At 67.4% G+C, this 23,028-nt stretch carries 26 protein-coding genes; 17 read left to right on the top strand and 9 right to left on the bottom strand.

What is annotated here, in order from left to right; translation table 11 throughout:
- The first annotated feature begins 61 nt into the window (after window positions 1-61).
- The 8 genes from BLV60_RS13515 to BLV60_RS13480 are packed head-to-tail and all read left to right on the top strand — an operon-like array spanning window position 62 to window position 6,395.
- The gene (locus tag BLV60_RS13515; RefSeq protein ID WP_093055222.1) at window positions 62-721 is read left to right on the top strand and encodes an RraA family protein; all 660 of its coding nucleotides are present in this window, start codon (window positions 62-64) and stop codon (window positions 719-721) included.
- 7 nt (window positions 722-728) lie between these two features.
- The gene (locus BLV60_RS13510) at window positions 729-1,055 is read left to right on the top strand and encodes a UxaA family hydrolase (RefSeq protein WP_093055220.1); all 327 of its coding nucleotides are present in this window, start codon (window positions 729-731) and stop codon (window positions 1,053-1,055) included.
- A 14-nt stretch (window positions 1,056-1,069) separates the two neighbouring features.
- Window positions 1,070-2,311, top strand: a complete 1,242-nt coding sequence (locus BLV60_RS13505; RefSeq protein WP_093055218.1) for a UxaA family hydrolase — start codon at window positions 1,070-1,072, stop codon at window positions 2,309-2,311.
- A gap of 49 nt (window positions 2,312-2,360) precedes the next feature.
- Window positions 2,361-3,044 carry an amino acid ABC transporter permease gene (locus BLV60_RS13500; RefSeq protein ID WP_093055216.1) on the top strand — a complete coding sequence of 228 codons (684 nt, stop codon included), beginning with the start codon at window positions 2,361-2,363 and terminating at the stop codon, window positions 3,042-3,044.
- A 22-nt stretch (window positions 3,045-3,066) separates the two neighbouring features.
- The gene (locus BLV60_RS13495; RefSeq protein ID WP_371127368.1) at window positions 3,067-3,723 is read left to right on the top strand and encodes an amino acid ABC transporter permease; all 657 of its coding nucleotides are present in this window, start codon (window positions 3,067-3,069) and stop codon (window positions 3,721-3,723) included.
- Window positions 3,707-4,435, top strand: a complete 729-nt coding sequence (locus tag BLV60_RS13490) for an amino acid ABC transporter ATP-binding protein (RefSeq protein WP_093055214.1) — start codon at window positions 3,707-3,709, stop codon at window positions 4,433-4,435. Before BLV60_RS13495 ends, BLV60_RS13490 begins: the two co-directional genes overlap by 17 nt.
- Window positions 4,436-4,467: 32 nt before the next feature.
- Window positions 4,468-5,280, top strand: a complete 813-nt coding sequence (locus tag BLV60_RS13485; protein ID WP_093055212.1) for a transporter substrate-binding domain-containing protein — start codon at window positions 4,468-4,470, stop codon at window positions 5,278-5,280.
- A 5-nt stretch (window positions 5,281-5,285) separates the two neighbouring features.
- The gene (locus tag BLV60_RS13480; RefSeq protein ID WP_093055210.1) at window positions 5,286-6,395 is read left to right on the top strand and encodes a mandelate racemase/muconate lactonizing enzyme family protein; all 1,110 of its coding nucleotides are present in this window, start codon (window positions 5,286-5,288) and stop codon (window positions 6,393-6,395) included.
- Window positions 6,396-6,404: 9 nt separating this feature from the next.
- Here BLV60_RS13480 and BLV60_RS13475 read toward each other — a convergent pair whose 3' ends face one another.
- Genes BLV60_RS13475 through recA form a run of 3 tightly spaced genes read right to left on the bottom strand, consistent with a single transcriptional unit; the run spans window position 6,405 to window position 8,424 of the window.
- Entirely contained in the window at window positions 6,405-6,833 is a 429-nt protein-coding gene (locus BLV60_RS13475) for a polyketide cyclase (protein WP_093055208.1), read from the bottom strand.
- Window positions 6,817-7,275 (bottom strand): recombination regulator RecX, encoded by a 459-nt coding sequence (gene recX, locus BLV60_RS13470; protein ID WP_093055206.1) that lies wholly within the window; start codon window positions 7,273-7,275, stop codon window positions 6,817-6,819. The genes BLV60_RS13475 and recX overlap by 17 nt, the downstream gene beginning before the upstream one ends.
- Window positions 7,276-7,317: 42 nt before the next feature.
- Window positions 7,318-8,424 carry a recombinase RecA gene (gene recA, locus BLV60_RS13465; RefSeq protein WP_093055204.1) on the bottom strand — a complete coding sequence of 369 codons (1,107 nt, stop codon included), beginning with the start codon at window positions 8,422-8,424 and terminating at the stop codon, window positions 7,318-7,320.
- Window positions 8,425-8,570: 146 nt separating this feature from the next.
- Here recA and BLV60_RS13460 point away from each other — a divergent pair, with 146 nt between their 5' ends.
- The 3 genes from BLV60_RS13460 to BLV60_RS13450 all read left to right on the top strand — a co-directional run bounded on the left by BLV60_RS13460 (window position 8,571) and on the right by BLV60_RS13450 (window position 11,289).
- Complete coding sequence (locus BLV60_RS13460) at window positions 8,571-9,056, top strand: MarR family winged helix-turn-helix transcriptional regulator (RefSeq protein ID WP_093055202.1); 486 nt, start codon at window positions 8,571-8,573, stop codon at window positions 9,054-9,056.
- Between the two features lie 63 nt (window positions 9,057-9,119).
- Window positions 9,120-9,791 carry a response regulator transcription factor gene (locus BLV60_RS13455; protein WP_093055200.1) on the top strand — a complete coding sequence of 224 codons (672 nt, stop codon included), beginning with the start codon at window positions 9,120-9,122 and terminating at the stop codon, window positions 9,789-9,791.
- A 55-nt stretch (window positions 9,792-9,846) separates the two neighbouring features.
- Window positions 9,847-11,289: a sensor histidine kinase gene (locus BLV60_RS13450; protein WP_093055198.1), complete on the top strand. Its 1,443-nt coding sequence runs from the start codon at window positions 9,847-9,849 to the stop codon at window positions 11,287-11,289.
- A 13-nt stretch (window positions 11,290-11,302) separates the two neighbouring features.
- On the opposite strand, the gene BLV60_RS13445 is transcribed toward BLV60_RS13450, so the two are convergent.
- From BLV60_RS13445 to BLV60_RS13435, 3 genes are read right to left on the bottom strand one after another with little or no spacing between them, the layout of a single operon-like run.
- Entirely contained in the window at window positions 11,303-11,500 is a 198-nt protein-coding gene (locus BLV60_RS13445; protein WP_093055196.1) for a sporulation protein, read from the bottom strand.
- Window positions 11,501-11,505: 5 nt separating this feature from the next.
- Window positions 11,506-12,321, bottom strand: a complete 816-nt coding sequence (locus BLV60_RS13440) for a biotin--[acetyl-CoA-carboxylase] ligase (RefSeq protein WP_093055194.1) — start codon at window positions 12,319-12,321, stop codon at window positions 11,506-11,508.
- 2 nt (window positions 12,322-12,323) lie between these two features.
- Window positions 12,324-12,962, bottom strand: coding sequence for an SET domain-containing protein (locus BLV60_RS13435; RefSeq protein ID WP_093055192.1), 639 nt, complete (start codon window positions 12,960-12,962; stop codon window positions 12,324-12,326).
- A gap of 85 nt (window positions 12,963-13,047) precedes the next feature.
- Between BLV60_RS13435 and BLV60_RS13430 the strand changes: the two genes are divergently transcribed.
- Together BLV60_RS13430 and BLV60_RS13425 are read left to right on the top strand one after the other, a co-directional pair.
- Window positions 13,048-16,011 (top strand): DNA topoisomerase III, encoded by a 2,964-nt coding sequence (locus tag BLV60_RS13430; RefSeq protein ID WP_093055190.1) that lies wholly within the window; start codon window positions 13,048-13,050, stop codon window positions 16,009-16,011.
- A 3-nt stretch (window positions 16,012-16,014) separates the two neighbouring features.
- A complete protein-coding gene (locus tag BLV60_RS13425) occupies window positions 16,015-17,001 on the top strand; it encodes a tripartite tricarboxylate transporter substrate binding protein (RefSeq protein ID WP_093055188.1) in 987 nt (328 codons plus the stop codon).
- Window positions 17,002-17,019: 18 nt separating this feature from the next.
- Here the strand turns inward: BLV60_RS13425 and BLV60_RS13420 are convergent, their stop codons facing one another.
- Window positions 17,020-17,940, bottom strand: a complete 921-nt coding sequence (locus BLV60_RS13420; protein ID WP_093055186.1) for a LysR substrate-binding domain-containing protein — start codon at window positions 17,938-17,940, stop codon at window positions 17,020-17,022.
- Window positions 17,941-18,064: 124 nt separating this feature from the next.
- Here BLV60_RS13420 and BLV60_RS13415 point away from each other — a divergent pair, with 124 nt between their 5' ends.
- Together BLV60_RS13415 and BLV60_RS13410 are read left to right on the top strand one after the other, a co-directional pair.
- Window positions 18,065-19,027, top strand: a complete 963-nt coding sequence (locus BLV60_RS13415; protein WP_093055184.1) for a tripartite tricarboxylate transporter substrate binding protein BugE — start codon at window positions 18,065-18,067, stop codon at window positions 19,025-19,027.
- Window positions 19,028-19,040: 13 nt separating this feature from the next.
- The gene (locus BLV60_RS13410) at window positions 19,041-19,913 is read left to right on the top strand and encodes an N-formylglutamate amidohydrolase (RefSeq protein WP_093055182.1); all 873 of its coding nucleotides are present in this window, start codon (window positions 19,041-19,043) and stop codon (window positions 19,911-19,913) included.
- A gap of 12 nt (window positions 19,914-19,925) precedes the next feature.
- Here BLV60_RS13410 and BLV60_RS13405 read toward each other — a convergent pair whose 3' ends face one another.
- Window positions 19,926-20,783, bottom strand: a complete 858-nt coding sequence (locus BLV60_RS13405) for an oxidoreductase (RefSeq protein ID WP_093055502.1) — start codon at window positions 20,781-20,783, stop codon at window positions 19,926-19,928.
- A gap of 128 nt (window positions 20,784-20,911) precedes the next feature.
- On the opposite strand from BLV60_RS13405, the gene BLV60_RS13400 reads away from it, so the two are divergent.
- Together BLV60_RS13400 and BLV60_RS13395 are read left to right on the top strand one after the other, a co-directional pair.
- A complete protein-coding gene (locus tag BLV60_RS13400; protein WP_093055500.1) occupies window positions 20,912-21,853 on the top strand; it encodes a LysR family transcriptional regulator in 942 nt (313 codons plus the stop codon).
- A 45-nt stretch (window positions 21,854-21,898) separates the two neighbouring features.
- Window positions 21,899-22,087 carry a hypothetical protein gene (locus BLV60_RS13395; RefSeq protein ID WP_093055180.1) on the top strand — a complete coding sequence of 63 codons (189 nt, stop codon included), beginning with the start codon at window positions 21,899-21,901 and terminating at the stop codon, window positions 22,085-22,087.
- A gap of 14 nt (window positions 22,088-22,101) precedes the next feature.
- Here BLV60_RS13395 and BLV60_RS13390 read toward each other — a convergent pair whose 3' ends face one another.
- Complete coding sequence (locus BLV60_RS13390; protein WP_093055178.1) at window positions 22,102-22,983, bottom strand: gamma-glutamyl-gamma-aminobutyrate hydrolase family protein; 882 nt, start codon at window positions 22,981-22,983, stop codon at window positions 22,102-22,104.
- Between the last annotated feature and the right edge of the window lie 45 nt (window positions 22,984-23,028).

Here is a 23,028-nt window from a genome sequence, read left to right as displayed (position 1 = left end):
AAGGCCTGCTGCTAACCTCATCTGTGAAAAGTAGTTTTACCTAAGAAAACGAGATTCACCCATGGCCCAAGCACCCTCCTCGCTGCTCACCCGCCTGCAAGCCTGCTACACGGGCATCCTCCACGACGTGATGCGCGCCGCGGGCCTGCGCGACTTCACGCTGCCGCCCACGCTGCGCCCGCTGATCGCCGGCCAGAAGATGTGCGGGCCGGCCTTCACGGTGAACGGCCGCGTCGACCCGACGGCCGATCCGCACGAGACGCTGATGGCGTGGACCGGCTTTCTCTCGCGTGCCAAGCCCGGCCACATCGCCGTGATCCAGCCGAACGACTCGACGGTGTCGCACATGGGCGAGCTCTCGGCCGAGACGCTGGGCCGCAAGGGCGTGCTGGGCGTGATCGCCGACGGCGGCGTACGCGATGCCGAATTCATCCTGCAGCAGGGCTTCCAGGTGTGGCACCGCTACTTCACGCCGCGCGACATCGTCGGCTACTGGCTGCCAGACGCGATGGACGTGCCGGTGCGCATCGGCGATGTCACGGTGAACCCCGGCGACCTGCTGCTGGCCGACACCGATGGCGTGATCTGCCTGCCGCTCGCGCAGGCCGAGGCGATCGTTACCGAGGCCGAACACATGATGGGCCGCGAGAACCTCGTGCGCACCGCCATCCTCGCGGGCACCGACCCGCAAGAGGCCTACCTGAAGTACCGCAAGTTCTGAGCGCCGGATGTCGAACCCGCAATCCATCGACGCCCGGCTGGTGCTGCTCTCGCCCGGCGACAACTGCCTGATCGCCTGCACCCGCCTTGCCGCCGGCACGTCCGTGCAGCTCGAAGACGGTGCCGTGACCCTGCCGAAAGAAATCGGCCTGGGCCACAAGCTCGCGCGCCATGCCATCGCGGCCGGCGAGAAGGTGCTGAAGTACGGCGCCGTCATCGGCAGCCTGCGCCTGGCCGTAGAGGCCGGCGAGCACATCCACACGCACAACCTCGACAGCGACTACACGCCCACCTACACGCTGGACGAGGGCAAGACCTTCGTCGGCCACGCCTGAGACGCCCTCCCCGCATGAACGCTCCCAATTTCCAGATCAACGGATTCCCGCGCGCCGACGGCCGCAAGGGCATCCGCAACGTCGTGGTCGTGGCCTACCTGGTCGAATGCGCGCACCACGTCGCCCGCGAGATCACGCTCAACTTCCGCCAGCAGGACGGTGAATCGGAAGTGCATCTCGTCGGCTTCCCCGGCTGCTACCCGAACGAGTACGCCGAACGCATGATGCAAGCCATTGCCACGCACCCCAACGTGGGCGCGGCGCTGCTGATCTCGCTGGGCTGCGAGAGCATGAACAAGCGCAAGCTCGAAGAGGCCGTTGCCGCATCGGGCCGGCCGGTGCACACGCTCACCATCCAGCAGAAGGGCGGCACGCGCACCACCATCCGCGAAGGCACGCAGTGGGTGCAGTGGGCGCTGGCCGAACTCGCGCAGCAGCAGCGCGTGCCCATGGACCTGAGCGAGCTCGTGGTGGGCACGATCTGCGGCGGCTCCGACGGCACCAGCGGCATCACCGCCAACCCGGCCGTGGGCCGCGCCTTCGACCTGCTGATCGAACAGGACGCGCGCTGCATCTTCGAGGAAACCGGCGAGCTGATCGGCTGCGAATTCCACATGCAGCGCCGCGCCGCCACGCCGGAGCTCGGCGAGGCCATCGTCGAATGCGTGAACAAGGCCGCGCGCTACTACAGCACCATGGGCCACGGCAGCTTCGCGCCGGGCAATGCCGACGGCGGGCTCTCGACCATCGAGGAAAAATCGCTGGGCGCATATGCGAAAAGCGGCGCCTCGCCCATCAACGGCATCGTGAAGCCGGGCGACGTTCCGCCGCAGGGCGGCCTCTACCTGCTCGACGTGGTGCCCGACGGCGAGCCGCGCTTCGGCTTTCCGAACATCAGCGACAACGCAGAGATCGTCGAACTCATCGCCTGCGGCGCGCACCTCATCCTGTTCACCACGGGCCGCGGCTCTGTGGTGGGCTCTGCCGTGTCGCCCGTCATCAAGGTCTGCGCCAACCCCGACACCTACCGCCAGCTCGGCGAGGACATGGACGTCGATGCCGGCCGCATCCTTGAAGGGCGCGGCACGCTGCAGGAGGTGGGCCAGGAGATCTTCGACGCTGTGCGCAGCGTTGCCGACGGCGCGGCCACCAAGTCCGAGGCGCTGGGGCATCGCGAATTCATCCTGACCTACAAGGCCTTCGAACCGCTCGGCCCTTCGTGCCTGCCGCTCGCCAGTATTGCTCGCGCTGCGTGAGCGGCACCCTCCCCTGCTTTCTTCCATTGGACTTCCGGAGCCCAACGCATTGAACTACCAGTTCGACTTCATGCCCGTGCTCGAGCAGTGGCCGCTGCTGCTCGAAGGCGCGTGGACCACCGTGCAGCTGTCCTTCATCGCGACGGTGCTGGGCTTTGCGCTGGGCACGGTCTGCGCGCTGGGGCGCAACAGCCGCCACGGCTGGCTGCGGCGCCTGACGGGCGGCTACGTGGAAGCCATCCGCAACACGCCGCTGCTGATCCAGAGCTACTTCCTCATCTTCGGCCTCTCCAGCGCCGGCGTGACGATGCCGATCATGGTGGGCGCGGTGCTGGCGCTGGTGGTGAACATCGGCGCGTACAGCTGCGAAATCATCCGCGCGGGCATCGAGTCGATCCACAAGGGCCAGCTCGAGGCGGCGCAATGCCTGGGCCTGTCGAAGCTGCAGGTGTTCTGGCACGTGATCCTGCGGCCCGCGGTGGAGCGCGTGTATCCGGCGCTCGCCAGCCAGTTCGTGCTGCTGATGCTGGCCTCCAGCATCATGTCGTCGATCGGCGCGGAAGAGCTCTTCGGCGTGGCCAACCGCATCCAGTCGGACACCTTCCGCAATTTCGAGATCTTCATCGTGCTGTGGGTGGTGTACCTGGCGCTGTCGTACGCCATGCGCCTGGGCTTCTGGCTGCTGGGCGTGCTGATCTTCCCGCGCCGGCGCAAGCTGGGCACGCCGCTGTGAGGCGGGCGAAAGAGGTTTCGACATGACCTTCATGCCAATCGATCACTTCGGCTTTTTGTTGATGGGCGCGTGGGGCACGGTACAGCTCTCGGCGCTTGCGTTCGTGGGCGGCGGGCTCATCGGGCTGGCGGTGGCGCTGGCGCGCGTGTCGCCGGTGAAGGCGGTGCGGCGCATTGCGGCGGGCTACATCCAGGTCATCCAGGGCACGCCGCTGCTGGTGCTCATGGGCGTGTGCTTCTTCGGACCCAACATCGCGGGCATCGGCTCGGTGCCGGCGATCGTCGCGGCAGCGCTGGCCATCACCATCTATGCGAGCGCCTTCCTGGGCGAGATCTGGCGCGGCTGCATCCAGTCCGTGCCGCGCAGCCAGTGGGAAGCCGCCGAGTGCCTGGCGCTCACCCGCTGGGAGCGCATGCGCCGCGTGATCCTGCCGCAGGCGCTGCGCATCGCGACGCCGCCCACAGTGGGCTTCCTGGTGCAGATCATCAAGAACACGTCGATCGCGTCGCTGGTGGTCGGCTATGCCGAGCTCTCCTACAACGCCAAGGTGCTGAACAACTCGACGTTCCAGCCCTTCCTGTATTTCGGGTGCGCGGTGGTCCTGTATTTCATTCTTTGTTATCCGCTGTCGCGATGGAGTCGCGCCCTTGAAAGGAAGCTCAATGCAGCCCGTGGTTGAACTCAACGACGTCCACAAGCACTTCGGCAAGCTGCATGTGCTCAAGGGCGTGTCGTTCTCGGTGACGCGCGGGCAGGTGGTCGCCATCATCGGCCAGAGCGGCTCGGGCAAGAGCACCGCGCTGCGCTGCATCGACCGGCTGGAGACCATCGACAGCGGCACCATCCAGTGCTGCGGCCACGCGGTGCACGATGCGGCACTGAACCTGCGCGACCTGCGCAAGGACGTGGGCATCGTGTTCCAGAGCTACAACCTGTTCCCGCACCTCACGGTGAAGCAGAACATCACGCTCGCGCCGCAATCGGTGAAGAAGATGAGCGCATCGGAAGCCGGCGCCATCGCCATGGAAGTGCTCGAACGCGTGGGTCTGGCCGAGAAGGCCGACGCCTACCCCGAACAGCTCTCGGGTGGCCAGCAGCAGCGCGTGGCCATTGCGCGCTCGCTCGCGATGAAGCCGCAGCTGATGCTGTTCGACGAAGTGACTTCCGCGCTCGACCCGCAGCTCACCGGCGAAGTGCTCAAGGTGATGGAAAAGCTCGCTGCCGAGGGCATGACCATGATCCTCGTCACGCACGAGATGGCGTTCGCGCGCGGCGTGGCCGACAAGGTCATCTACATGCACCAGGGGCTGGTGTGGGAGGAAGGCGACGCCGGCATCCTCAGCGACCCGCAGACGCCCGAGCTGCGCCAGTTCATCGGCACCGGGCTTTGATTTTCTTTTCAGACAACTCCAGGAGACCTTCGATGACTTCTTCCCTCTCGTTCAAGCGCCGCGGCGCGCTGCTGTCCGCGCTCGTGCTGGCCCTCGGCTTTGCAGGTGCGGCGCATGCCGACCAGCTCGACACCATCACCGCCGCCAAGAAGATCCGCGTGGCCATCGACCTCGCAGTGCCGCCCTATGGCCTGAAGGACGAGAAGCTCAACGCCACCGGCTCCGACGTCGAGACCGCGCGCTTGCTGGCCAGGAGCCTGGGCCTCGAGCTGGAGATCGTGCCCACCACCGGCGCCAACCGCATTCCCTTCCTGCAGACCGACAAGGCCGACATCGTGATCTCCAGCATGTCGGTCACGCCGGAGCGCGAGAAGGTCGTCGACTTCTCTGTGCCCTATGCCGCCATCCTGGCCGTGGTGGGCGCGCCCAAGAGCATGAGCATCACCGGCCCGGCCGACCTGGCGGGCAAGAAAGTGATTGCCACGCGCGGCACCACCAACGACCAGGAAGTGACGAAGATCCTGCCGGCCGGCGCGCAGATCGTGCGCTTCGACGACGACGCCACCTCCATCACCGCCGTGGTGAGCGGACAGGCCGACATCTTCGCGACCGCGCCGCCGCTCTTGAAGACCATCAACGAGAAGAACCCTGCCAAGCAGATGGAGCCGAAGTTCACGATGAAGGTCAACATGCTGGCCATCGGCATGCGCAAGAACGAGCCGCGCCTGAAGGCCAAGCTCGACGAGTTCGTGAAGGCACAGCTCAAGAGCGGCGAGCTCAACACCATCTACAAGAAATTCCACGGCGCCGACCTGCCCGCGGACGTGATGCGCAACGGAGCCTGAGCACGATGACGAAGATCGACCAGGTAGAAATCGCGCAGATCGACATCGCGCCCAAGGTCAAGCGCACCGACGCCATCCAGTCCTTCGTGACGCAGGAGACCGTGATGGTCACCGTGCGCTGCGACGACGGCTCGTCGGGCACCGGCTACACGTACACCATCGGCACGGGCGGCTCGTCCATCGTGGCGCTGCTGAACGACCACCTGGCGCCGCGGCTGATCGGGCGCGACCCGCAGCAGTACGAGGCCATCTGGCGCGACCTGTTCTTCCACACGCACGCGACCGCCGTGGGCGCCATCACCAGCCTGGCGCTGGCGGCCATCGACACTGCGCTGTGGGACCGCAACGCGCGCGCGGCGGGCCTGCCGCTGTGGCGGCTGGCAGGTGGTGCGCAGGCGCGCGTGCCGGTCTACACGACCGAGGGCGGCTGGCTGCACATCGAGCCCGCGCAACTCGTCGAGCAGACGCTCGCTGCGAAGGCCGACGGCTTTCTCGGCGCGAAGATCAAGGTCGGCAAGCCGCACGTGGCGCAGGACATCGCGCGCCTTTCGGCCGTGCGCGAGGCCGTGGGGGCGGACTTCGAGCTGATGGTCGATGCCAACCAGAGCTTCACCGCGGCCGAGGCCATTCGCCGCGCGCGCCAATACGCGCCGCTCGACCTGGCATGGTTCGAGGAGCCGATGCCGGCCGAGCACGTGCGCGGACATGCGCAGCTGCTGGCGAGCACCTCGGTGCCGATCGCGGTGGGCGAATCGATGTACCACCCGTCGCAGTTCGCGGAATACATCCAGCAGGGCGCCTGCTCCATCGTGCAGGCCGACGTGGCGCGCGTGGGCGGCATCACGCCCTGGCTGAAGATTGCGCACCTCGCGGAGGCGCACAACATCGCGATGTGCCCGCACTTCCTGATGGAGCTGCACGTGAGCCTGTGCGCGGCCGTGCCGAACGCGCGCTGGGTGGAATACATCCCGCAGCTCGACGACCTCACGACGAGCCGGCTGCGCATCGAAGGCGGCCATGCGGTGGCGCCGGAGACGCCGGGGCTGGGCATCGAGTGGGATGCCGAGCAGCTGAAGGCGCGGCGCAAGTTCACGCCGATCGTGGTGCGCGGCTGAGGCGGTCAGTCAGTCTGCTTCGAGCAGATTGCGCAGCGCCTGCAGGTCGCGGGCGATCCACTGCGCATCGCGCTCGAAGGCCGCATCGTCCATGTGCGGCTGGCGCAGCAGCGTGAACTGCAGCTCGCAGGCGTCCGGCGCAACGCCGATCACGCGAAACGGCAGGTAGACCTCGGGCACGCCTTCGGGCGCGACCCAGTGGTCGAGCACACCGAGATCGTTGCGCGGCGCGAAGCGCATGCGGGCCTCGCCGCTCTCGGGCGTGCGCACGATCCAGTGGTCGCCGTGCGGCACCAGCGCGCTCTTGGCGAGGCCGCTGGCCCAGTCGGGCAGGCGCTTCGGGTCGGCCGCCAGCACATAGGCGCGGCGCCATTCGCACTGCACGCGCTGAGTGATGACGCGGGACTGCGCGGCGTGGTCTTCATTCGTCGGTTTCATCGAAATCGCTCCTGAGTACCTTGGACACGACGGCGCCGGAGAACCCGCGCGCCATCAGGAATCGCATCTGCTTGGCCCGCTCCTTCGCGTCGGCGGGCGGCGCGTCGAAGCGGTGGCGCCACAGGGCCGTGGCGCGTTCGACTTCTGTTTCCTGCAGACCAGCTATCGCTTCGGCAATGGCCTCGGGCGCGATGCCCTTGGCCTGCAGCTCCTGCTTTACCCGCAGCGCGCCCGAGCGGGCAGCGCGCTGGTTGAGTACAGAGGCCACCACGCGCGGCTCGCTGATGAAGTCTTTCGCTGCCAGCTCGTCGAGCGCCTTTGCCAGCGTGCCGGGCTCTTCTTCATGCTTTGCCAGCTTGCGCTCCAACTCCGCGCGCGAATGTTCGCGCTGGCTCAGCAGGCGCAGTGCGCGGCCTTTGAGGGACGGGGCGTTGAATGCCATTCGGGGGTCGCTCGCGCGGCCCCCGGGGAGCCGCGCTCTGGCTTATTCGCCCTTGTCGGCCTTCTCGGCCTTGGCAGCCTTCTGCGGCTTCTCGGGCGTGGCGCCGGCATCGGCGGCCAGCAGCGGGATGCCCAGCGACTCGCGCACCTTGTTCTCGATCTCGCGCGACAGCTCGGGGTTCTCGCGCAGGAACTCGCGGGCGTTGTCGCGGCCCTGGCCGATCTTCTCGCCGTTGTAGGCGTACCAGGCGCCCGACTTGTCGACGATCTTGGCGGTCACGCCCATGTCGATGATCTCGCCTTCGCGGCTGATGCCTTCGCCGAACAGGATGTCGAACTCCGCCGTCTTGAACGGGGGCGAGACCTTGTTCTTCACCACCTTCACCTTGGTTTCGTTGCCGATGGCCTCGTCGCCCTTCTTGATGGTGCCGATGCGGCGGATGTCCAGGCGCACCGAGGCGTAGAACTTCAGCGCGTTGCCGCCGGTAGTGGTTTCGGGCGAGCCGAACATCACGCCGATCTTCATGCGGATCTGGTTGATGAAGATGACCATGCAGTTGGTCTTCTTGATCGTGGCCGTGAGCTTGCGCAGTGCCTGGCTCATCAGGCGGGCCTGCAGGCCGGGCAGCGAGTCGCCCATTTCGCCTTCGATTTCAGCCTTGGGCGTGAGCGCGGCCACCGAGTCGATGACGATCAGGTCGACGGCGCCGGAGCGCACCAGCGAGTCGACGATTTCAAGGGCCTGCTCGCCGGTGTCGGGCTGGCTGATCAGCAGGTCGGACAGGTTCACGCCGAGCTTCTGGGCGTACTGCACGTCGAGCGCGTGCTCGGCGTCGACGAAGGCGCAGGTGCCGGCCTGCTTCTGCATGGCGGCAATGACTTGCAGCGTGAGCGTGGTCTTGCCCGACGATTCCGGGCCGTAGATTTCGATCACGCGGCCGCGCGGCAGGCCGCCGACGCCCAGCGCGATGTCCAGGCCCAGCGAGCCGGTGGAAACCACCTGGATGTCTTCGAGCGCCTCGCCTTCGCCGAGCCGCATGATCGTGCCCTTGCCGAACTGCTTTTCGATCTGGGCCAGCGCGGCTTGCAGCGCCTTGGCTTTTTCACTGTTGGCGACCGAGATGCTTGCGCCCTTGACGACTGCGTCCATGTGGAAACTCCTTGAAAATCAACGGTTTGTGTTGGGTTTCATCCGATCTGCTTTTAACTACAGGCTGGATGCTTGAACAGTAGTGTAGGGGCTGATGGGTTGGCGTAAACCCATTTTTTGGTCAGTTTGCTTTACCATTTACCGCCATGGCCGAAGCTGCTTTCCCGACCGACCCCGATGCCTGGCGCCAGACCCACCTGGGCCGCCTGCTCGGCCACGCCATGCGCCGCTTCGACGAGCGCGTGCTGGAGCTGATGGCGCACGACGTCGACGTGCCGCTGGCGCTGTCGAACCTCGCGGCGCGCGCGCAGGTGAGCGCGGCGCACATCCACATCACGCGGCACCTGGCGCGCGAGGGCTCGCGCCTCACGGAACTGGCCGAGCGCGCGGGCATGACCAAGCAGGCAATGGGGGCGCTGGTCGACCAGTGCGAGGCCTGGGGGCTGGTCACGCGCGGGCCCGATCCGCTCGACGCGCGGGCGCGGCGCGTGCTCTTCACCGCCGACGGGCTGGCTTGGCTAGACGCCTTCCGCAGCGCGGTGACGCAGGCCGAGAGCGAGTTCCGAAGCAGCGTCGGCGACGAGATCGCCACCGTGGTAACCATCGGACTGGAAGCCTACACAGCGGGCTAGACTCGCCCCAGAGACAAATGTGAACGGCGCCGTTTCGGCGCTCGAACAGGCCGGAGGTGACGCATGCGGATTCTGATTGCCGAAGACGACCAGGTGCTGGCCGATGCCCTGCTGCGCAGCCTGCGCACCTCGGGCGCGGCGGTCGACCACGTGGCGAACGGCTCGCAGGCCGACACCGCGCTCATGACGCACGACGAGTTCGACCTGCTGATCCTCGACCTCGGGCTGCCCAGCCTGCACGGCATCGAGATCCTCAAGCGCCTGCGCGCGCGCGGCTCGCAGCTGCCGGTGCTGGTGCTCACCGCGGCCGACAGCGTCGAGGAACGCGTCAAGGGCCTGGACCACGGCGCCGACGACTACATGGCCAAGCCCTTCAGCCTGCAGGAGCTCGAAGCGCGCGTGCGCGCCCTCACGCGGCGCGGCATGGGCACCACCAGCAACGCCATCCGCCACGGCCCGCTGGTGTACGACCAGGCCGGCCGCGTGGCCACCATCGACGGCAAGATGATCGAGCTGTCGGCGCGCGAACTGGGGCTGCTCGAAGTGCTGCTGCAGCGCGCCGGCCGGCTGGTGAGCAAGGACCAGCTGGTCGACCGCCTGTGCGAATGGGGCGAGGAGGTGAGCCTCAACGCCATCGAGGTCTACATCCACCGCTTGCGCAAGAAGATCGAGAAGGGGCCGGTGCGCATCGCGACGGTGCGCGGGCTGGGCTACTGCCTCGAAAAGATCCAGTGACGACGACGCGGCAGCCGCCACGCGCGGGCGGCGGCACGCCGGAGGACTCGGCGCGATGAAGCTCTTTCAGCGCGCGCAGCGCTCGCTTTTCGGCGAGATCCTCGACTGGATGCTCACGCCGCTGCTGCTGCTGGTGCCGGTGAGCATCGGCGTCACCTGGCTGGTGGCGCAGGGCATTGCCAACGCGCCCTTCGACCGCGCGCTCGAACACAACGTGAAGGCCCTTGCCGAGCTGGTGACGGTGAAGGAAGGGCATACGCAGTTCGTGCTGTCGCAATCGGCGCGCGAGATCCTGCGGGCCGACGACGCCGGCCACGTGTACTACCAGCTGCTCGACGGCCACGACACGCTGCTGAGCGGCGAGCGCGACATTCCGATGCCCGGCCTCGACGAGCCGCTGCCGGCCGGCCAGGTGTTCCTGCACAACAGCGCCCTGCATGGCAAGGAAGTGCGCGTGGCCTCGATGTGGATCGCCAGCGGCACCGACGACGTGCCGCCCACGCTGCTGCAGCTGGCCGAGACGCGCGAGAAGCAGTCGGTGCTCGCGGCCGAGATCATCAAGGGCGTGCTGCTGCCGCAGTTCGCCATCCTGCCGCTGGCAGTGCTGCTGATCTGGCTGGCGCTGGTGCGCGGCATCAAGCCGCTGTCGGTGGTGGAGGCGCGCATCCGCGAGCGGCGCCCGGGCGACCTGAGCCCGCTCGACGAATCGTCGGTGCCGCTGGAAGTGGTGCCGCTGGTGTCGTCGGTGAATGAACTGCTCGACAAGCTCAACGATTCGATAGGCACGCAGAAGCGCTTTCTGGCCGACGCGGCGCACCAGCTGAAGACGCCGCTCGCGGGCCTGCGCATGCAGGCCGACCTGGCGCAGCGCGAAGGCGCCAACGCCGACGAGCTGAAGCAGTCGCTCAAGCAGATCGGCCGCGCCAGCAAGCGCGCCACGCACACGGTGAACCAGCTGCTGTCGCTGGCGCGCGCCGAAGGCAACAGCGCCAATGCGCACCACCAGCCCTGCGATCTGGCGAAGCTCACCATCGAGGTGGTGCGCGAGGCCGTGCCGCGCGCGATCGAGAAGCGCATCGACCTGGGCTACGACGGCGCGGAAGCCGGCGCACCAGGCGTGATGTTCGACGGCAACGCGACGCTGCTGAAAGAGCTGGTGCGCAACCTGGTCGACAACGCGATCAACTACACGCCCTCGACGCCGGAGCGCCCTGGCCTGATCACCGTGCGCGTGCTGGCCGACCCCTTCGGCCACGTGCTGCTGCTGCAGGTGGAGGACAACGGCCCCGGCATCGCCGAGGTCGACCGCGAGCTGGTGTTCGAGCCCTTCTACCGCGTGCTCGGCAACGAGGCCGACGGTTCGGGGCTGGGGCTGCCGATCGTGCTGGAGATTGCGAACCAGCACCGCGCGCAGGTGAAGCTGGAGGATGCGCATCCCGGCAAGCAGCCGCCGGGCGCGCTGTTCACGGTGCGCTTCGAGGGTGAAGCGGCACCTTGATTGATCAGGGGAGTCAGGGAGCAGGCGCGCCCGGCTTCGCTTCCTTGCGGATCTGCAGCCACTCGGGGTGGATCTGGCGCGACATGCGCTGCGGCTCTCGCTCGTTGAGCGCGGCCGGAGCCAAGCCGAAGCCGGCAAGATCGCCGCGCGCCCACAAGAAATAGCCGGCATTGGCCAGCAGCAGGACGATGAGGAGCAGGCGCAGCTTCATACGTGTCAGAGGGTCATGCCGCGAGGGCGCACGCTCACTTCATCGCTGGAAATCAGCTGCAGGCCGGCGTCGGTGCGCACCTGCAGCTCTCCACCCCAGGCCACGCCTTCGCACAGGCCGGCGGTGCCGTCGCTGAGCACCACTTCGCGGCCCCGCAGCACGTCGCGTGCGGCAAAGCGCTCGGCGAAGGACGCAAAGCCCCTGGCCTCGAATTCGAGCACGCTGCGCACCAGCGGCTCGGCCAGTTCGCGCAGCACTTCGGGCGCAGTGGCTTCGGGGCGCCACTGGCGCAGCCAGGCCGGCGGCGTACGCATGCCGTCGCCTTCACGCGCGCCGATGTTGATACCGATGCCGATCACGAGATAGCGCGGCGCATCGGCGCGGCCGGCGGACGGCAGCGCGGTTTCGATGAGGATGCCGACCAGCTTGCAGTCGTTCACCCACACGTCGTTGGGCCACTTGAGGCCGACCTTGTGCGTGCCCGAGGGATCGAGGCTCTCGGCCACACTGACACCGACGGCCAGTGAGAGGCCCGACCAGTCGGCCGGGGCCAGAGGCATGCCGAGCGAGAAAGTCAGCGAGGCCGACTCTTCCTGTTGTGGCGCGCTCTGCCAGGGCCGCCCGAGACGGCCGCGCCCCGCGGTCTGGCGCTCGGCCACGAGCAGCACGGGCTCGATGCGGCCGGCACGCGCGCGGCGCATCAGCTCGGTGTTGGTGGAATCGATTTCGGCCACGGCCTCGACCGCGAAGCCGGGCAGCAGCGGAGCGACCGACGCGGCGATCCGGTCTTCGAACCAGGCGGCCGAGGTGCTGCTGCTCATGGTCAGTCCTCGGCGGACTTTTCCTTCTTGGCGGATTTTTTCTCCGCCTTCTTTTCGGATTTCTTCTCGGCTTTTTTGTCGGCCTTCTTTTCCGCCTTCCTGGCTTCTTTCTTCTCGGCCTTTTTCTTTTCAGCCTTCTTCTTTTTCTTCTTTTTCTTCTTCTCGTCCTCATCGTCCTTGGGCGTCAGCAGCGTGCCGCGGCACTGCTCCGAGCCGCACCAGCAAGGAAATTCGGACAGAAGCTTCGGCGTGTACGGCTCGTCGATGATCAGGCCGTAGTCGTAGTTGAGCTCTTCGCCGGCGGAGATGTTGCGCAGCGCCTTGATATAAACGCGCCCATCGACCTCGTCGGCTTCGCAATTCGGCTCGCACGAGTGGTTGATCCAGCGGGCGGCGTTGCCCTTGACGTTGCCGTCGATCACACGCCCGTCGTCGATGTGAAAGTAGAAGGTGTGATTCGGCTGGGCCGGGTCATGCGGATGGCGGCGCAGCGCCTCCTTCCAGTTGATGACTTCGCCCTTGTATTCGATCAGCGTTTCGCCCTCGGCCAGGTCCTGCACGGCGAACACGCCGTTGCCATGGACATTCGAGCGCCGCGTCTGGATTCGGCGACCGGCGGAAAGTGGGGATTTGGAAGGCATCGCCGAAGTCTGTTAGTTTGAATATGCACACATGCGCGTGTGCGCGTGCGCACGCGGGAAGCCGCAGAGTATAGAGAGCCCTTAGATGACAAAGACTTTGGTAATCGCAGAAAAGCCGTCGGTGGCACAGGACATCGTCCGTGCCCTCACGCCGGTTGCAGGGAAATTCGACAAACATGACGAGCATTTCGAGAACGACACCTATGTCGTGACCAGCGCTGTCGGTCACCTGGTCGAAATCCAGGCGCCCGAGGAGTTCGACGTCAAGCGAGGCAAATGGAGCTTTGCCAACCTGCCGGTGATCCCGCCTCACTTCGACCTCAAGCCGGTCGACAAGACGAAGACGCGCCTGAACGCAGTGGTCAAGCAGGCCAAGCGCAAGGACGTGACGCAGCTCATCAATGCCTGCGACGCCGGGCGCGAGGGCGAGCTGATCTTCCGCCTGATCGAGCAATACGCCGGCGGCAAGGCGGGCCTTCACAAGCCGGTCAAGCGCCTGTGGCTGCAGTCGATGACGCCGCAGGCCATTCGCGACGGCTTCGACGCGCTGCGCACCGAAAAGCAGATGCAGGGCCTGGCCGACGCCGCGCGCTCGCGCTCGGAGGCCGACTGGCTGGTGGGCATCAACGGCACGCGCGCCATGACCGCGTTCAATTCGCGCGACGGCGGCTTCTTCCTCACGACCGTGGGCCGCGTGCAGACGCCGACTCTCTCCGTCGTTGTGGAGCGCGAGGAGCAGATCCGCAAGTTCGTCTCGCGCGACTACTGGGAAATCCACGGCAGCTTCGCGGCCGAGGCCGGCGAGTACCCGGGCAAGTGGTTCAACCCCGACTGGAAGAAGGCCAACGCGCCGCTCCTGGCCAACGGCGAGCCCGACTCCGAACAGCGCGCCGACCGCGTGTGGAACGAGCAGGAAGCCCGCGCCATCGCCGACGCCTCGCGCGGCAAGCCCGCCACGGTGACGGAAGAGAGCAAGCCCACCACGCAAGCCTCGCCCGCGCTGTTCGACCTGACCTCGCTGCAGCGCGAGGCCAACGGCCGCTTCGGCTTCAGCGCCAAGACTACGCTGGCGCTGGCACAGAGCCTCTACGAACGCCACAAGGCACTGACCTACCCGCGTACCGATTCGCGCGCGCTGCCGGAAGACTATCTGCCGGTGGTCAAGCAGACCATGGGCATGCTCGCCACGAGCGGCATGAAGCACCTGGCACCGTTCGCGCAGCAGGCGGTCGATGGCAACTACGTCAAGCCCAACAAGCGCATCTTCGACAACGCCAAGGTGTCGGATCACTTCGCCATCATCCCGACGCTGCAGGCGCCCAGCGGCCTGAGCGATGCCGAGCAGAAGCTCTATGACTTCGTGGTGCGCCGCTTCATGTCGGTGTTCTTCCCGAGCGCCGAGCACCAGGTGACCACGCGCATCAGCACGGTGGAGCAGGGCGGCAAGAAGTATCCCTTCCGCACCGACGGCAAGGTGCTGGTGAAGCCGGGCTGGCTCGCCATCTACGGCAAGGAAGCACAGGACGACGAAAAGGAAGACGACAAGGACGGCAAGCGCCTCGTGCCGGTGAAGCCGGGCGAGATCGTGAACACCGAGTCGGCCGACATCAAGGGCCTGAAGACGCGCCCGCCGGCACGCTACTCGGAAGCGACGCTGCTCGGTGCCATGGAAGGCGCGGGCAAGACCATCGACGACGACGAGCTGCGCGAGGCCATGCAGGAGAAGGGCCTCGGCACGCCAGCCACGCGCGCCGCCACCATCGAAGGCCTGATCACCGAGAAGTACATGCTGCGCGAAGGCCGCGAGCTGATTCCTACGGCCAAGGCCTTCCAGCTCATGACGCTGCTGCGCGGCCTGGGCGTGGAAGAACTCTCCAAGGCCGAGCTGACCGGCGAGTGGGAATACAAGCTCGCGCAGATGGAGAAGGGCGCGCTCAGCCGCGACGCCTTCATGCGCGAGATTGCGGCGATGACCGAGCACATCGTCAAGAAGGCCAAGGAATACGACCGCGACACCGTGCCGGGCGACTACGCGACCCTGCAGACGCCGTGCCCCAATTGCGGCGGCATCGTGCGCGAAAACTACCGCCGCTACGCCTGCACCGGCAAGAGCGGCACCGGCGAGGACGCCTGCGGCTTCTCGTTCGGCAAGTCTCCGGCCGGGCGCACCTTCGAGGTGGCCGAGGCCGAGGCGCTGCTGCGCGACAAGCACATCGGCCCGCTGGAAGGCTTCCGCTCCAAGGCCGGCTGGCCCTTCACCTCCGAGATCGTCATCAAGTTCGACGAGGAAGCGAAAAACTGGAAGCTGGAGTTCGACTTCGGCGACGACAAGAACGAAGACAGCGGCGAGATCGTCGACTTCAGCGAGCAGGACACCGTGGGCCCGTGCCCGGTGTGCGGCGCACCGGTGTTCGAGCATGGCAGCAACTACGTCTGCGAGAAGTCGGTGCCGACCAATGCACAGCCCACGCCGAGCTGCACCTTCAAGACCGGCAAGATCATCCTGCAGCAGCCGGTGGAACGCGCGCAGATGGAAAAGCTGCTCGCCACCGGCAAGACCGACCTGCTCGACAAGTTCGTGAGCATGCGCACGCGCCGCGCCTTCAAGGCCTTCCTGACGTGGAACGCCGAAGAGGGCAAGGTGACCTTCGAGTTCGCGCCGCGCGAAGGCGGCAGCAAGTTCCCGCCGCGCAAGACCTTCGGCAAGGCCGCGCCCGCGGGCAAGACGGCTGCGGCCAAGAAGGTTGCTGCGAAGAAGACGCCCGCCGCCAAGAAGGCACCGGCAGCGAAGAAGGCCGCGGCACCGCGCAAGCCCGGCGCGGGCCTGAAGCCCAGCGATTCGCTGGCCGCGGTGATCGGCGCCGAACCGGTGGCGCGCACCGAGGTCATCAAGAAGCTGTGGGACTACATCAAGGCCAACGGCCTGCAGGACGCGGCCAACAAGCGCGCGATCAATGCCGACGCCAAGCTCAAGCCGGTGTTCGGCAAGGACCAGGTGACGATGTTCGAACTCGCGGGCATCGTGGGCAAGCACCTCTCGGCGCCCTGAGCCATGCGGCGCAGACACTTCAGCGCAAGCGTTGTTGCGATGGCCGTCGCGCTGCTGGGCGGCGCGGGCCTGGCCCACGCCGCCGCGTGGCCTGACAAGCCGGTCAAGCTGGTCGTGCCCTTTCCGCCGGGGCAGGCCACCGACATCTTCGCCCGCGCGCTTGCCGAGCAGCTCGGCAAGCGGCTGGGCCAGCCGGTGATCATCGACAACAAGGCCGGTGCCGGCAGCAACATCGGCACCGAGTTTGTTGTGCGCTCGCAGCCCGACGGCTACACGCTGGTGGTGGCCGGCAGCGCGATGGCGGTGAACCAGACGCTCTATGCCAAGCCGGGCTTCGACCCGCGCAAGGACCTGACGGGCATCTCGCTGATCGCGAAGGTGCCGCTGGTGTTTCTTGCAACGCCCGAGAGCGGCATCCGCACGCTGGCCGAACTCACGGCACGCGCCAAGGCCGAGCCCGGCCGGCTGAGCTACGCGAGCGCCGGCATCGGCGGCACGCAGCATCTGTCGGGCGAGATGTACAAGTCGGCGGCGCATGTGTTCATTACGCACATTCCGTACCGGGGGAGCGGGCCGGCGCAGTCGGACTTCCTGGGCAACCAGATTCCGCTGATGGTCGACTCGGTGACGGCCGCGCTGCCGCACATCAAGTCGGGCAGGGCGGTGGCGCTGGCCGTCACCTCGGCCACGCGCTCGTCGCAACTGCCCGATGTGCCCACCGTGCGCGAAAGCGGCGTGGCAGGCACCAAGAACTTCGAGGCCGTGGGCTGGCTCGGCCTGATGGCGCCGCGCGGCACGCCGGCCGACATCGTCGAGCGGCTCAATCGTGAAGTGACGGACATCCTGAAGAGCGAGCAGATGGCGCGCTTCATCCGCGAGCGCGGCTCCGAGCCCGCACCCACGACGCCGGCCGAGTTCGACCGCTTCGTGGCGAGCGAGATCGGGGTGTGGGGCGCGGCGGTGAAGGCCTCGGGCGCGAAGCCCGAGTAAGCAGGCATTAAGCAGGCATCAAGCAGGCGCCTGCGCCTCTTTGCCGCGATCCACCTCCGCGAGCAGCCAGCTGCGGAAATGATCGAGCGTGGCCAGCTGGCCGCGCCCTTCCGGGTAGCAGAACCAGTAGCCCTCGTTGCCGCGATAGCCGCCGCCGGGCAAGGGCTCGTCCACCAGCCCGGAAGCGATTTCGTCCTGCACCAGACAGCGCGGCACCAGCGCCACGCCCATGCCGACCATCACTGCACGGATCATGGTCTGGAACTGGTCGAACTGCGGGCCCGCCAGCGGATCGAGCCCCCGCACGCCATGCGCCTCGCTCCACTGCAGCCACGACTGCGGCACGCTCACGTGGCGAAGCAGCGTGCAGCGCGCCACGTCCTGCGGCGTGCGGATGGCCACCTCGGCCTGCGCGGCGCGCGGGGCGATCAGCGCCACGTCCTGCCCGGCGAGGTAGTGCGAGCGGGCGCCGGGCCAGTGGCCGTCGCCGAAAAGAATGGCGCAGTCGAGCTCGGGCCGCTCGAAGTCATAGCCATGCACGAAGGGCACGAAATGCAGCGTGATCTGCGGATGCGCGCGCTGAAAGTCGGGCAGCCGCGGAATCAGCCACTTGGCGCCGAAGGTGGGCAGGGCGGACAGGTGCAGCGCGCCGCCGCCGTCGCCGCTGGTAATGAGCTCCAGCGTGGCCGCCTCCAGCTGCGCGAGCGTGGCGCGCACCGCCTTCTCGTAGCGCTCGCCGGCCGGCGTGAGCGCCAGGCGCTTGCGACTGCGCTCGAACAGCGGCGCGCCGATCCAGCGTTCGAGCTCCTGCACCTGCTTGCTGACCGCGCCCTGCGTGAGGTGCAGCGCCTCGGCCGCGCGCGAGACGCCGCCGAAGCGAACGACGGTCGAGAAGGCGCGCAGCAGGTTCAGAGGCGGGTTGAGACGGCGCAGTGACATGGGCGGAGTGACATGGCGGGATGCCCATTAAAACATTCCAGATCGGAATGTTAGCTGGTCTATCCTTTGCTTCAGGTAATGCAGCGAATCGCTCCATCACTCTCTGTTTCATTGGAAGAAACCCATGCTACGTCGTCACTTCATTTCCACCCTGGCCGCTGCTTCCGTCGTGCCAGGAATATCCTTCGCCCAGGGCAAGCCGATTCGCCTCGTCGTGCCGTTCCCGCCCGGCGGCGCCACCGACATCACGGCGCGCGTGCTCGGCGAGCCCCTCGGCAAGATCCTCCAGCAGCCCGTGGTGATCGACAACCGCGCCGGCGCGGGCGGCTCCATCGGCATGGCCGAGCTGGCACGCGCCACGCCCGACGGCCTGACCTTCGGCGTGGCCACGCTGTCCACCCACGGCGTGAACCCGGCCGTATACCAGAAGCTACCCTACGACCCGATCAAGGGTTTCGTCGCCGTGACCGAGCTGGTGAAGGCGCCGGGCGTGATCGTCATCAACCCGTCCGTGCTGCCGGTCGGCAGCTTCGCGGAGCTGGTGAAGTACCTGAAGGCCAACCCCGGCAAGGTGTCGTACGCCACGCCGGGCAACGGCACCATCGGCCACATGTGGGGCGAGCTGTTCAAGAGCAGCACCGGAACCTCGATGGTGCACATCCCCTACCGCGGTGCGGGCCCGGCCATCAACGACGTGCTCGCGGGCCAGGTGCCGGTGTATTTCGACCAGGTGGCCTCGTCGCTGCCGCATGTGAAGTCGGGCAAGCTGAAGGCGCTGGCCGTGTCCTGGAGCGGCCGGCTCGACGTGCTGCCCGAGGTGCCGACGTATGGCGAGCTGGGCTATCCGGTCAACAACGATCCTTCGTGGTTCGGCATGGTCGCACCCGCCGGCACGCCGGCCGAGATCGCGCTGCGCATGCAGCAGGCCGTGGCCACTGCGCTGAAGGACCACGCGGTGCGCGAGCGCCTTGCGTTGCAGGGGCTGTACGCCTCGGGCACCACGCCTGCCGAGTTCACGAAGCAGATCGCGGGTGAGATCGAGAAGATGAAGAAGGTGGCCGAATTCGCCCGCATCCGATTGGACTGACCGACACCTGCCTATGCATCCTGTTCTGAAACTGATCCAAACCCGCGCCCAGGTGACGAGCGTCGCCGGGCATACCCCCCTGGTGCTCGACTCCCCGCACAGCGGCACCGTCTACCCGGAAGACTTCCGCACGGTGCGCGAGCTGGCCACCCTGCGCCGCGCCGAGGACACGCACGTCGAGAAGCTCTACGCCTTCGCGCCCGCCATGGGCGCGGCCTGGATCGAGGCGCACTTTCCGCGCAGCTATCTCGACGCCAACCGCGACACGACCGAGATCGACACCACGATGCTCGACGGCTCCTGGACCGATCCGGTTTCCACCGACCCGCGCGTGCTGTCGAAGGTGCGCCTGGGCAAGGGCCTGATCTGGAAGCTCACCGACGAAGGCCTGCCTATCTACGACCGCCAGCTCCCGGTGGACGAGGTGCGCCAGCGCATCGACACCTGCTGGCGGCCGTACCACGCGGCGGTGGCGCAGGCTGTAGCCGAGGCGCATGCGCGCCACGGCTACAGCATTCATATCAACTGCCACTCGATGCCGGCCATCGCGGCCAGCCATGCGACGGACTTCCCGGGCCTGGCGCATGCCGACTTCGTGATCGGCGACCGCGACGGCAGCACGGCCGACCCGGCGCTGTCGCAGAATATCTGCGAGCACCTGCGCGCCTTCGGCTACAGCGTGGACTACAACCACCCGTACAAGGGCGTGGAACTGGTGCGTCGGCACGGCAAGCCTGCCGAACACCGGCACAGCATCCAGGTCGAGATCAACCGCAAGCTGTACATGGACGAGGCCACGCTGGCGCTCGACGAGGCCGGCGCGGCGCGGCTGCAGGGCCATCTGCGCTCGATGGTCGAAATGCTGCTGGCCACGGACCCGCGCTGATCCCCTCAGCGATCAGACCGTGGCGGGCGTGAAGTCGGTCGACACCGACAGCGCCTCCCACGCCTTGATCTCCTCCTGCAGCGCGCCAAGCTTCTCGCGCACCACCTTCACCGCGTCGGGGCCGAGCAGCAGGTGGGCCGGCGGGTTCGCGGCCTCGGTGATCTGGATCATGGCGCGCGCCGCCTTCACCGGATCGCCGTCCTGCTTGCCGCTGCGCGCCAGCCGCCGCTCGCGCACCGGGCCCATCACCGGCGCGTAGTCGGCAATGGTCTGCGGTGCGCGCACCATCGAGCGGCCCGCCCAGTCGGTGCGGAAGCCGCCGGGCTCCACGGCAGTCACGTGGATGCCGAAGCTCGCCACCTCCTTGCCCAGCGTCTCCGAGATGCCCTCGAGCGCGAACTTGCTGCCGTGGTAGTAGCCCAGCCCCGGAAAGGTCACGATGCCGCCCATCGACGTGATGTTGAGGATGTGGCCGCGCCGGCGCGCCCGCATGAAGGGCAGCACCGCCTTGGCGACGGCCACGGCGCCGAACACGTTCACCTCGAACTGCTGGCGCAGCTCGTCGAGCGACGATTCCTCGACCGTGCCTTCGTGGCCGTAGCCGGCGTTGTTGACCAGCACGTCGATCGGGCCGACCGAGGCCTCGACCTCGGCCACCACGCGGGCCACTTCGGCGTCGTGCGTCACGTCGAGCAGGCGGCCGAAGGAACGGCCGGGCTGCAGCGCATCGAACTCGGCGCGCGCGGCCTCGTTGCGCAGCGTGCCGACCACGCGGTGGCCGGCGGCCAGCGCCTCCTGCGCCAGCGCGCGACCGAAGCCGCTGCTGACGCCGGTGATGAACCAGGTCCTGGGAGAAGAAGAAACCGTCATGGCGATGTCCTTGAAGGGTGGATGGAAGAACCGATGGCCTGACTGTGCGCGCGCCGCATCGCTTTGATAATCCATCCAATCGATGAAGCACCTTGAAGGTTTTCTTCAAGATCAACCGGATTCCACCCATGCGCCAGGACCAGCTAGACGGACTCGTCACCTTCGTGGCCGTGGCCGAAACACGCGGCTTTTCGGCCGCGGCGGTGCGGCTGGGCGTCTCGCCCTCGGCCGTGAGCCAGGCGGTGCGGCTGCTCGAAAAGCGCGTGGGCGTGCCGCTGTTCAACCGCACCACGCGCAGCGTGAATCTCACCGAAGCCGGCGCCCGCTTTCTGGAACGCATCCGCCCGGCGGTGCAGGAGCTGGCCTCGGCCTCCGACGAGCTGAGCGACAGCGCTGAGCGGCCCGCGGGCCTGCTGCGGCTCACGGTGCCTCGCGCGGCCTACCTGTTCGTGCTGCAGCCGGCGCTCGGGGGCTTCCTGCGGGCCTATCCGCAGATCGACGTGGAGGTGTCGATCGACAGCGCGCTGGTCGACATCGTGGGCCGGGGCTTCGATGCCGGCATCCGCTTCGGCGGCATGGTCGAGCGCGACATGGTGGCGGTGAAGGTCGGCGGGCCGCTGGCCAACAGCATCGTCGCCGCGCCGCGCTACCTGGCCGAACGCGGCACGCCGGTGCACCCGCGCGAACTGCTGGCGCACGACTGCATCGGCTTTCGCTTCGAGAGCTCGGGCCTGCTGGAGCGATGGGAATTCGAGAAAGACGGCGAGGCCATGACGCTCGCGGTGAGCGGCCGCCTCGTGATGAACGACGTGGCCGTGATGCTCGACGCGGCGGTCGACGGCATCGGCATCGCCAACCTGATCAGCAGCTACACCGAGCGCCACGTCGCCGACGGCCGGCTGGTGCAGCTGCTGGCCGACTGGACCACGCCGCTGCCCGACCTGACGCTGTACTACCCCGACCGCAGGCGCGTGCCGCCCAAGCTGCGCGCGCTGATCGACTGGCTGCGCGAAACAACCTTGTCGGCGCCGGGTGTGTTGTTACAGGGCGAGCGGGCCGGCGGCCTATAGTGGGCCGGCAACAACCGTCAACCAAACCATCTCTTGGAGTTTCCAGTGAAGCCAATCATTGCTGCTGTGTTCGCGATCGCAATGGGCGCGCTGGTGTCGGGCTGCGCAGGCACGGGTTCGGCCCCAGCCAGCAGCGGCGCCAATACATCGGGCGCGACAGGCGGAAGCGGCGTCACGGTGTTCGGCACCATCGACGCCAGCGTCAGCGGCACGACGAACAAGTCGTCGCGCTGATCAGTGCGCGCCGCCTAGCGTCGCAGCAGCGCCTGGCGCAGCACGCGCGCAGCGCGGTCGCGGATCTTGCCGGAGCTGGAGCGCGGCGGCACCTTCGGCGCGACCTTCGCGGTGGCGCAGGCCCACAGGAAGTCATGCAGGATCGGCGTGTCGTCGACCGTCTCTGTGCTGCCGTACTTGTGGAATTCGGGGTGCCACTGGGTCGCGGCGATGTAGCTGCGGCCCTTGTCTGGGCGGCGGCGGATGGCCTCGGGCACGCGGTCGGGCAGGCTCCAGGCCTCGATCTCGAAACCCGGCGCGAGGCCCTTGATGCCCTGGTGGTGGATGCTGTTGACGCGCGCCTTCTCCACCTGCGGGTAGAGCTTCGACAGCCGCGTGCCTTGAACCAGCTCGATCTCGTGGAAGTTCTGGTCGTAGGTCACCGGGTCGCGGTGGCGCAGGCCGCCCTCGTGCTGGGCCTCGATGTCCTGGTAGAGCGTGCCGCCAAAGGCGACGTTGATGAGCTGCAGCCCGCGGCACACGCCGAAGATGGGCTTGCCGGCCTGCTCGAAGGCTTCGACCAGCGCGAGGTCGTAGAGGTCGCGGATCTGGTCGCCGATCCACGCGTCCTTCAGCGGCACCTCGCCGTAGCTGCCGGGCCAGACGTCGGCGCCGCCGTGCATGACCACGCCATCGAGCCATTCGGCGTAGTGCGACAGCTTGGTATCGCCGCGCGCGGTTTCGCCGGTGGGGCAGGGCACCATCACGACCATGGCGCCGGCGGACATGAGCCAGTGCGCGATCGATTGCTCGACGTACTGCAGCGTCTTGTTGGTGAAGAGCGAGCGGGCCGGGTCGGCATGCGAGAAGCAGGCGGACAGGCCGATCTTGAGCCGAGCGGAAACAGGTTGTGTCATCGCGGGACTGTCGTCGGTGCTAACCGGGCGATTGATGCGAAAAGG

It is taken from the genome of Variovorax sp. YR634, assembly GCF_900106655.1.
GTDB lineage: Bacteria > Pseudomonadota > Gammaproteobacteria > Burkholderiales > Burkholderiaceae_C > Variovorax.
This window is presented reverse-complemented; position numbering and strand designations above follow the sequence as displayed.

Coding starts and splice junctions, on each gene's coding strand:
- BLV60_RS13515 (WP_093055222.1), top strand. CDS start 62: ATGGCCCAAGCACCCTCCTCGCTGCTCACCCGCCTGCAAGCCTGCTAC.
- BLV60_RS13510 (WP_093055220.1), top strand. CDS start 729: ATGTCGAACCCGCAATCCATCGACGCCCGGCTGGTGCTGCTCTCGCCC.
- BLV60_RS13505 (WP_093055218.1), top strand. CDS start 1,070: ATGAACGCTCCCAATTTCCAGATCAACGGATTCCCGCGCGCCGACGGC.
- BLV60_RS13495 (WP_371127368.1), top strand. CDS start 3,067: ATGACCTTCATGCCAATCGATCACTTCGGCTTTTTGTTGATGGGCGCG.
- BLV60_RS13490 (WP_093055214.1), top strand. CDS start 3,707: ATGCAGCCCGTGGTTGAACTCAACGACGTCCACAAGCACTTCGGCAAG.
- BLV60_RS13485 (WP_093055212.1), top strand. CDS start 4,468: ATGACTTCTTCCCTCTCGTTCAAGCGCCGCGGCGCGCTGCTGTCCGCG.
- BLV60_RS13480 (WP_093055210.1), top strand. CDS start 5,286: ATGACGAAGATCGACCAGGTAGAAATCGCGCAGATCGACATCGCGCCC.
- BLV60_RS13475 (WP_093055208.1), bottom strand. CDS start 6,833: ATGAAACCGACGAATGAAGACCACGCCGCGCAGTCCCGCGTCATCACT.
- recX (WP_093055206.1), bottom strand. CDS start 7,275: ATGGCATTCAACGCCCCGTCCCTCAAAGGCCGCGCACTGCGCCTGCTG.
- recA (WP_093055204.1), bottom strand. CDS start 8,424: ATGGACGCAGTCGTCAAGGGCGCAAGCATCTCGGTCGCCAACAGTGAA.
- BLV60_RS13460 (WP_093055202.1), top strand. CDS start 8,571: ATGGCCGAAGCTGCTTTCCCGACCGACCCCGATGCCTGGCGCCAGACC.
- BLV60_RS13455 (WP_093055200.1), top strand. CDS start 9,120: ATGCGGATTCTGATTGCCGAAGACGACCAGGTGCTGGCCGATGCCCTG.
- BLV60_RS13450 (WP_093055198.1), top strand. CDS start 9,847: ATGAAGCTCTTTCAGCGCGCGCAGCGCTCGCTTTTCGGCGAGATCCTC.
- BLV60_RS13445 (WP_093055196.1), bottom strand. CDS start 11,500: ATGAAGCTGCGCCTGCTCCTCATCGTCCTGCTGCTGGCCAATGCCGGC.
- BLV60_RS13440 (WP_093055194.1), bottom strand. CDS start 12,321: ATGAGCAGCAGCACCTCGGCCGCCTGGTTCGAAGACCGGATCGCCGCG.
- BLV60_RS13435 (WP_093055192.1), bottom strand. CDS start 12,962: ATGCCTTCCAAATCCCCACTTTCCGCCGGTCGCCGAATCCAGACGCGG.
- BLV60_RS13430 (WP_093055190.1), top strand. CDS start 13,048: ATGACAAAGACTTTGGTAATCGCAGAAAAGCCGTCGGTGGCACAGGAC.
- BLV60_RS13425 (WP_093055188.1), top strand. CDS start 16,015: ATGCGGCGCAGACACTTCAGCGCAAGCGTTGTTGCGATGGCCGTCGCG.
- BLV60_RS13420 (WP_093055186.1), bottom strand. CDS start 17,940: ATGTCACTGCGCCGTCTCAACCCGCCTCTGAACCTGCTGCGCGCCTTC.
- BLV60_RS13415 (WP_093055184.1), top strand. CDS start 18,065: ATGCTACGTCGTCACTTCATTTCCACCCTGGCCGCTGCTTCCGTCGTG.
- BLV60_RS13410 (WP_093055182.1), top strand. CDS start 19,041: ATGCATCCTGTTCTGAAACTGATCCAAACCCGCGCCCAGGTGACGAGC.
- BLV60_RS13405 (WP_093055502.1), bottom strand. CDS start 20,783: ATGACGGTTTCTTCTTCTCCCAGGACCTGGTTCATCACCGGCGTCAGC.
- BLV60_RS13400 (WP_093055500.1), top strand. CDS start 20,912: ATGCGCCAGGACCAGCTAGACGGACTCGTCACCTTCGTGGCCGTGGCC.
- BLV60_RS13390 (WP_093055178.1), bottom strand. CDS start 22,983: ATGACACAACCTGTTTCCGCTCGGCTCAAGATCGGCCTGTCCGCCTGC.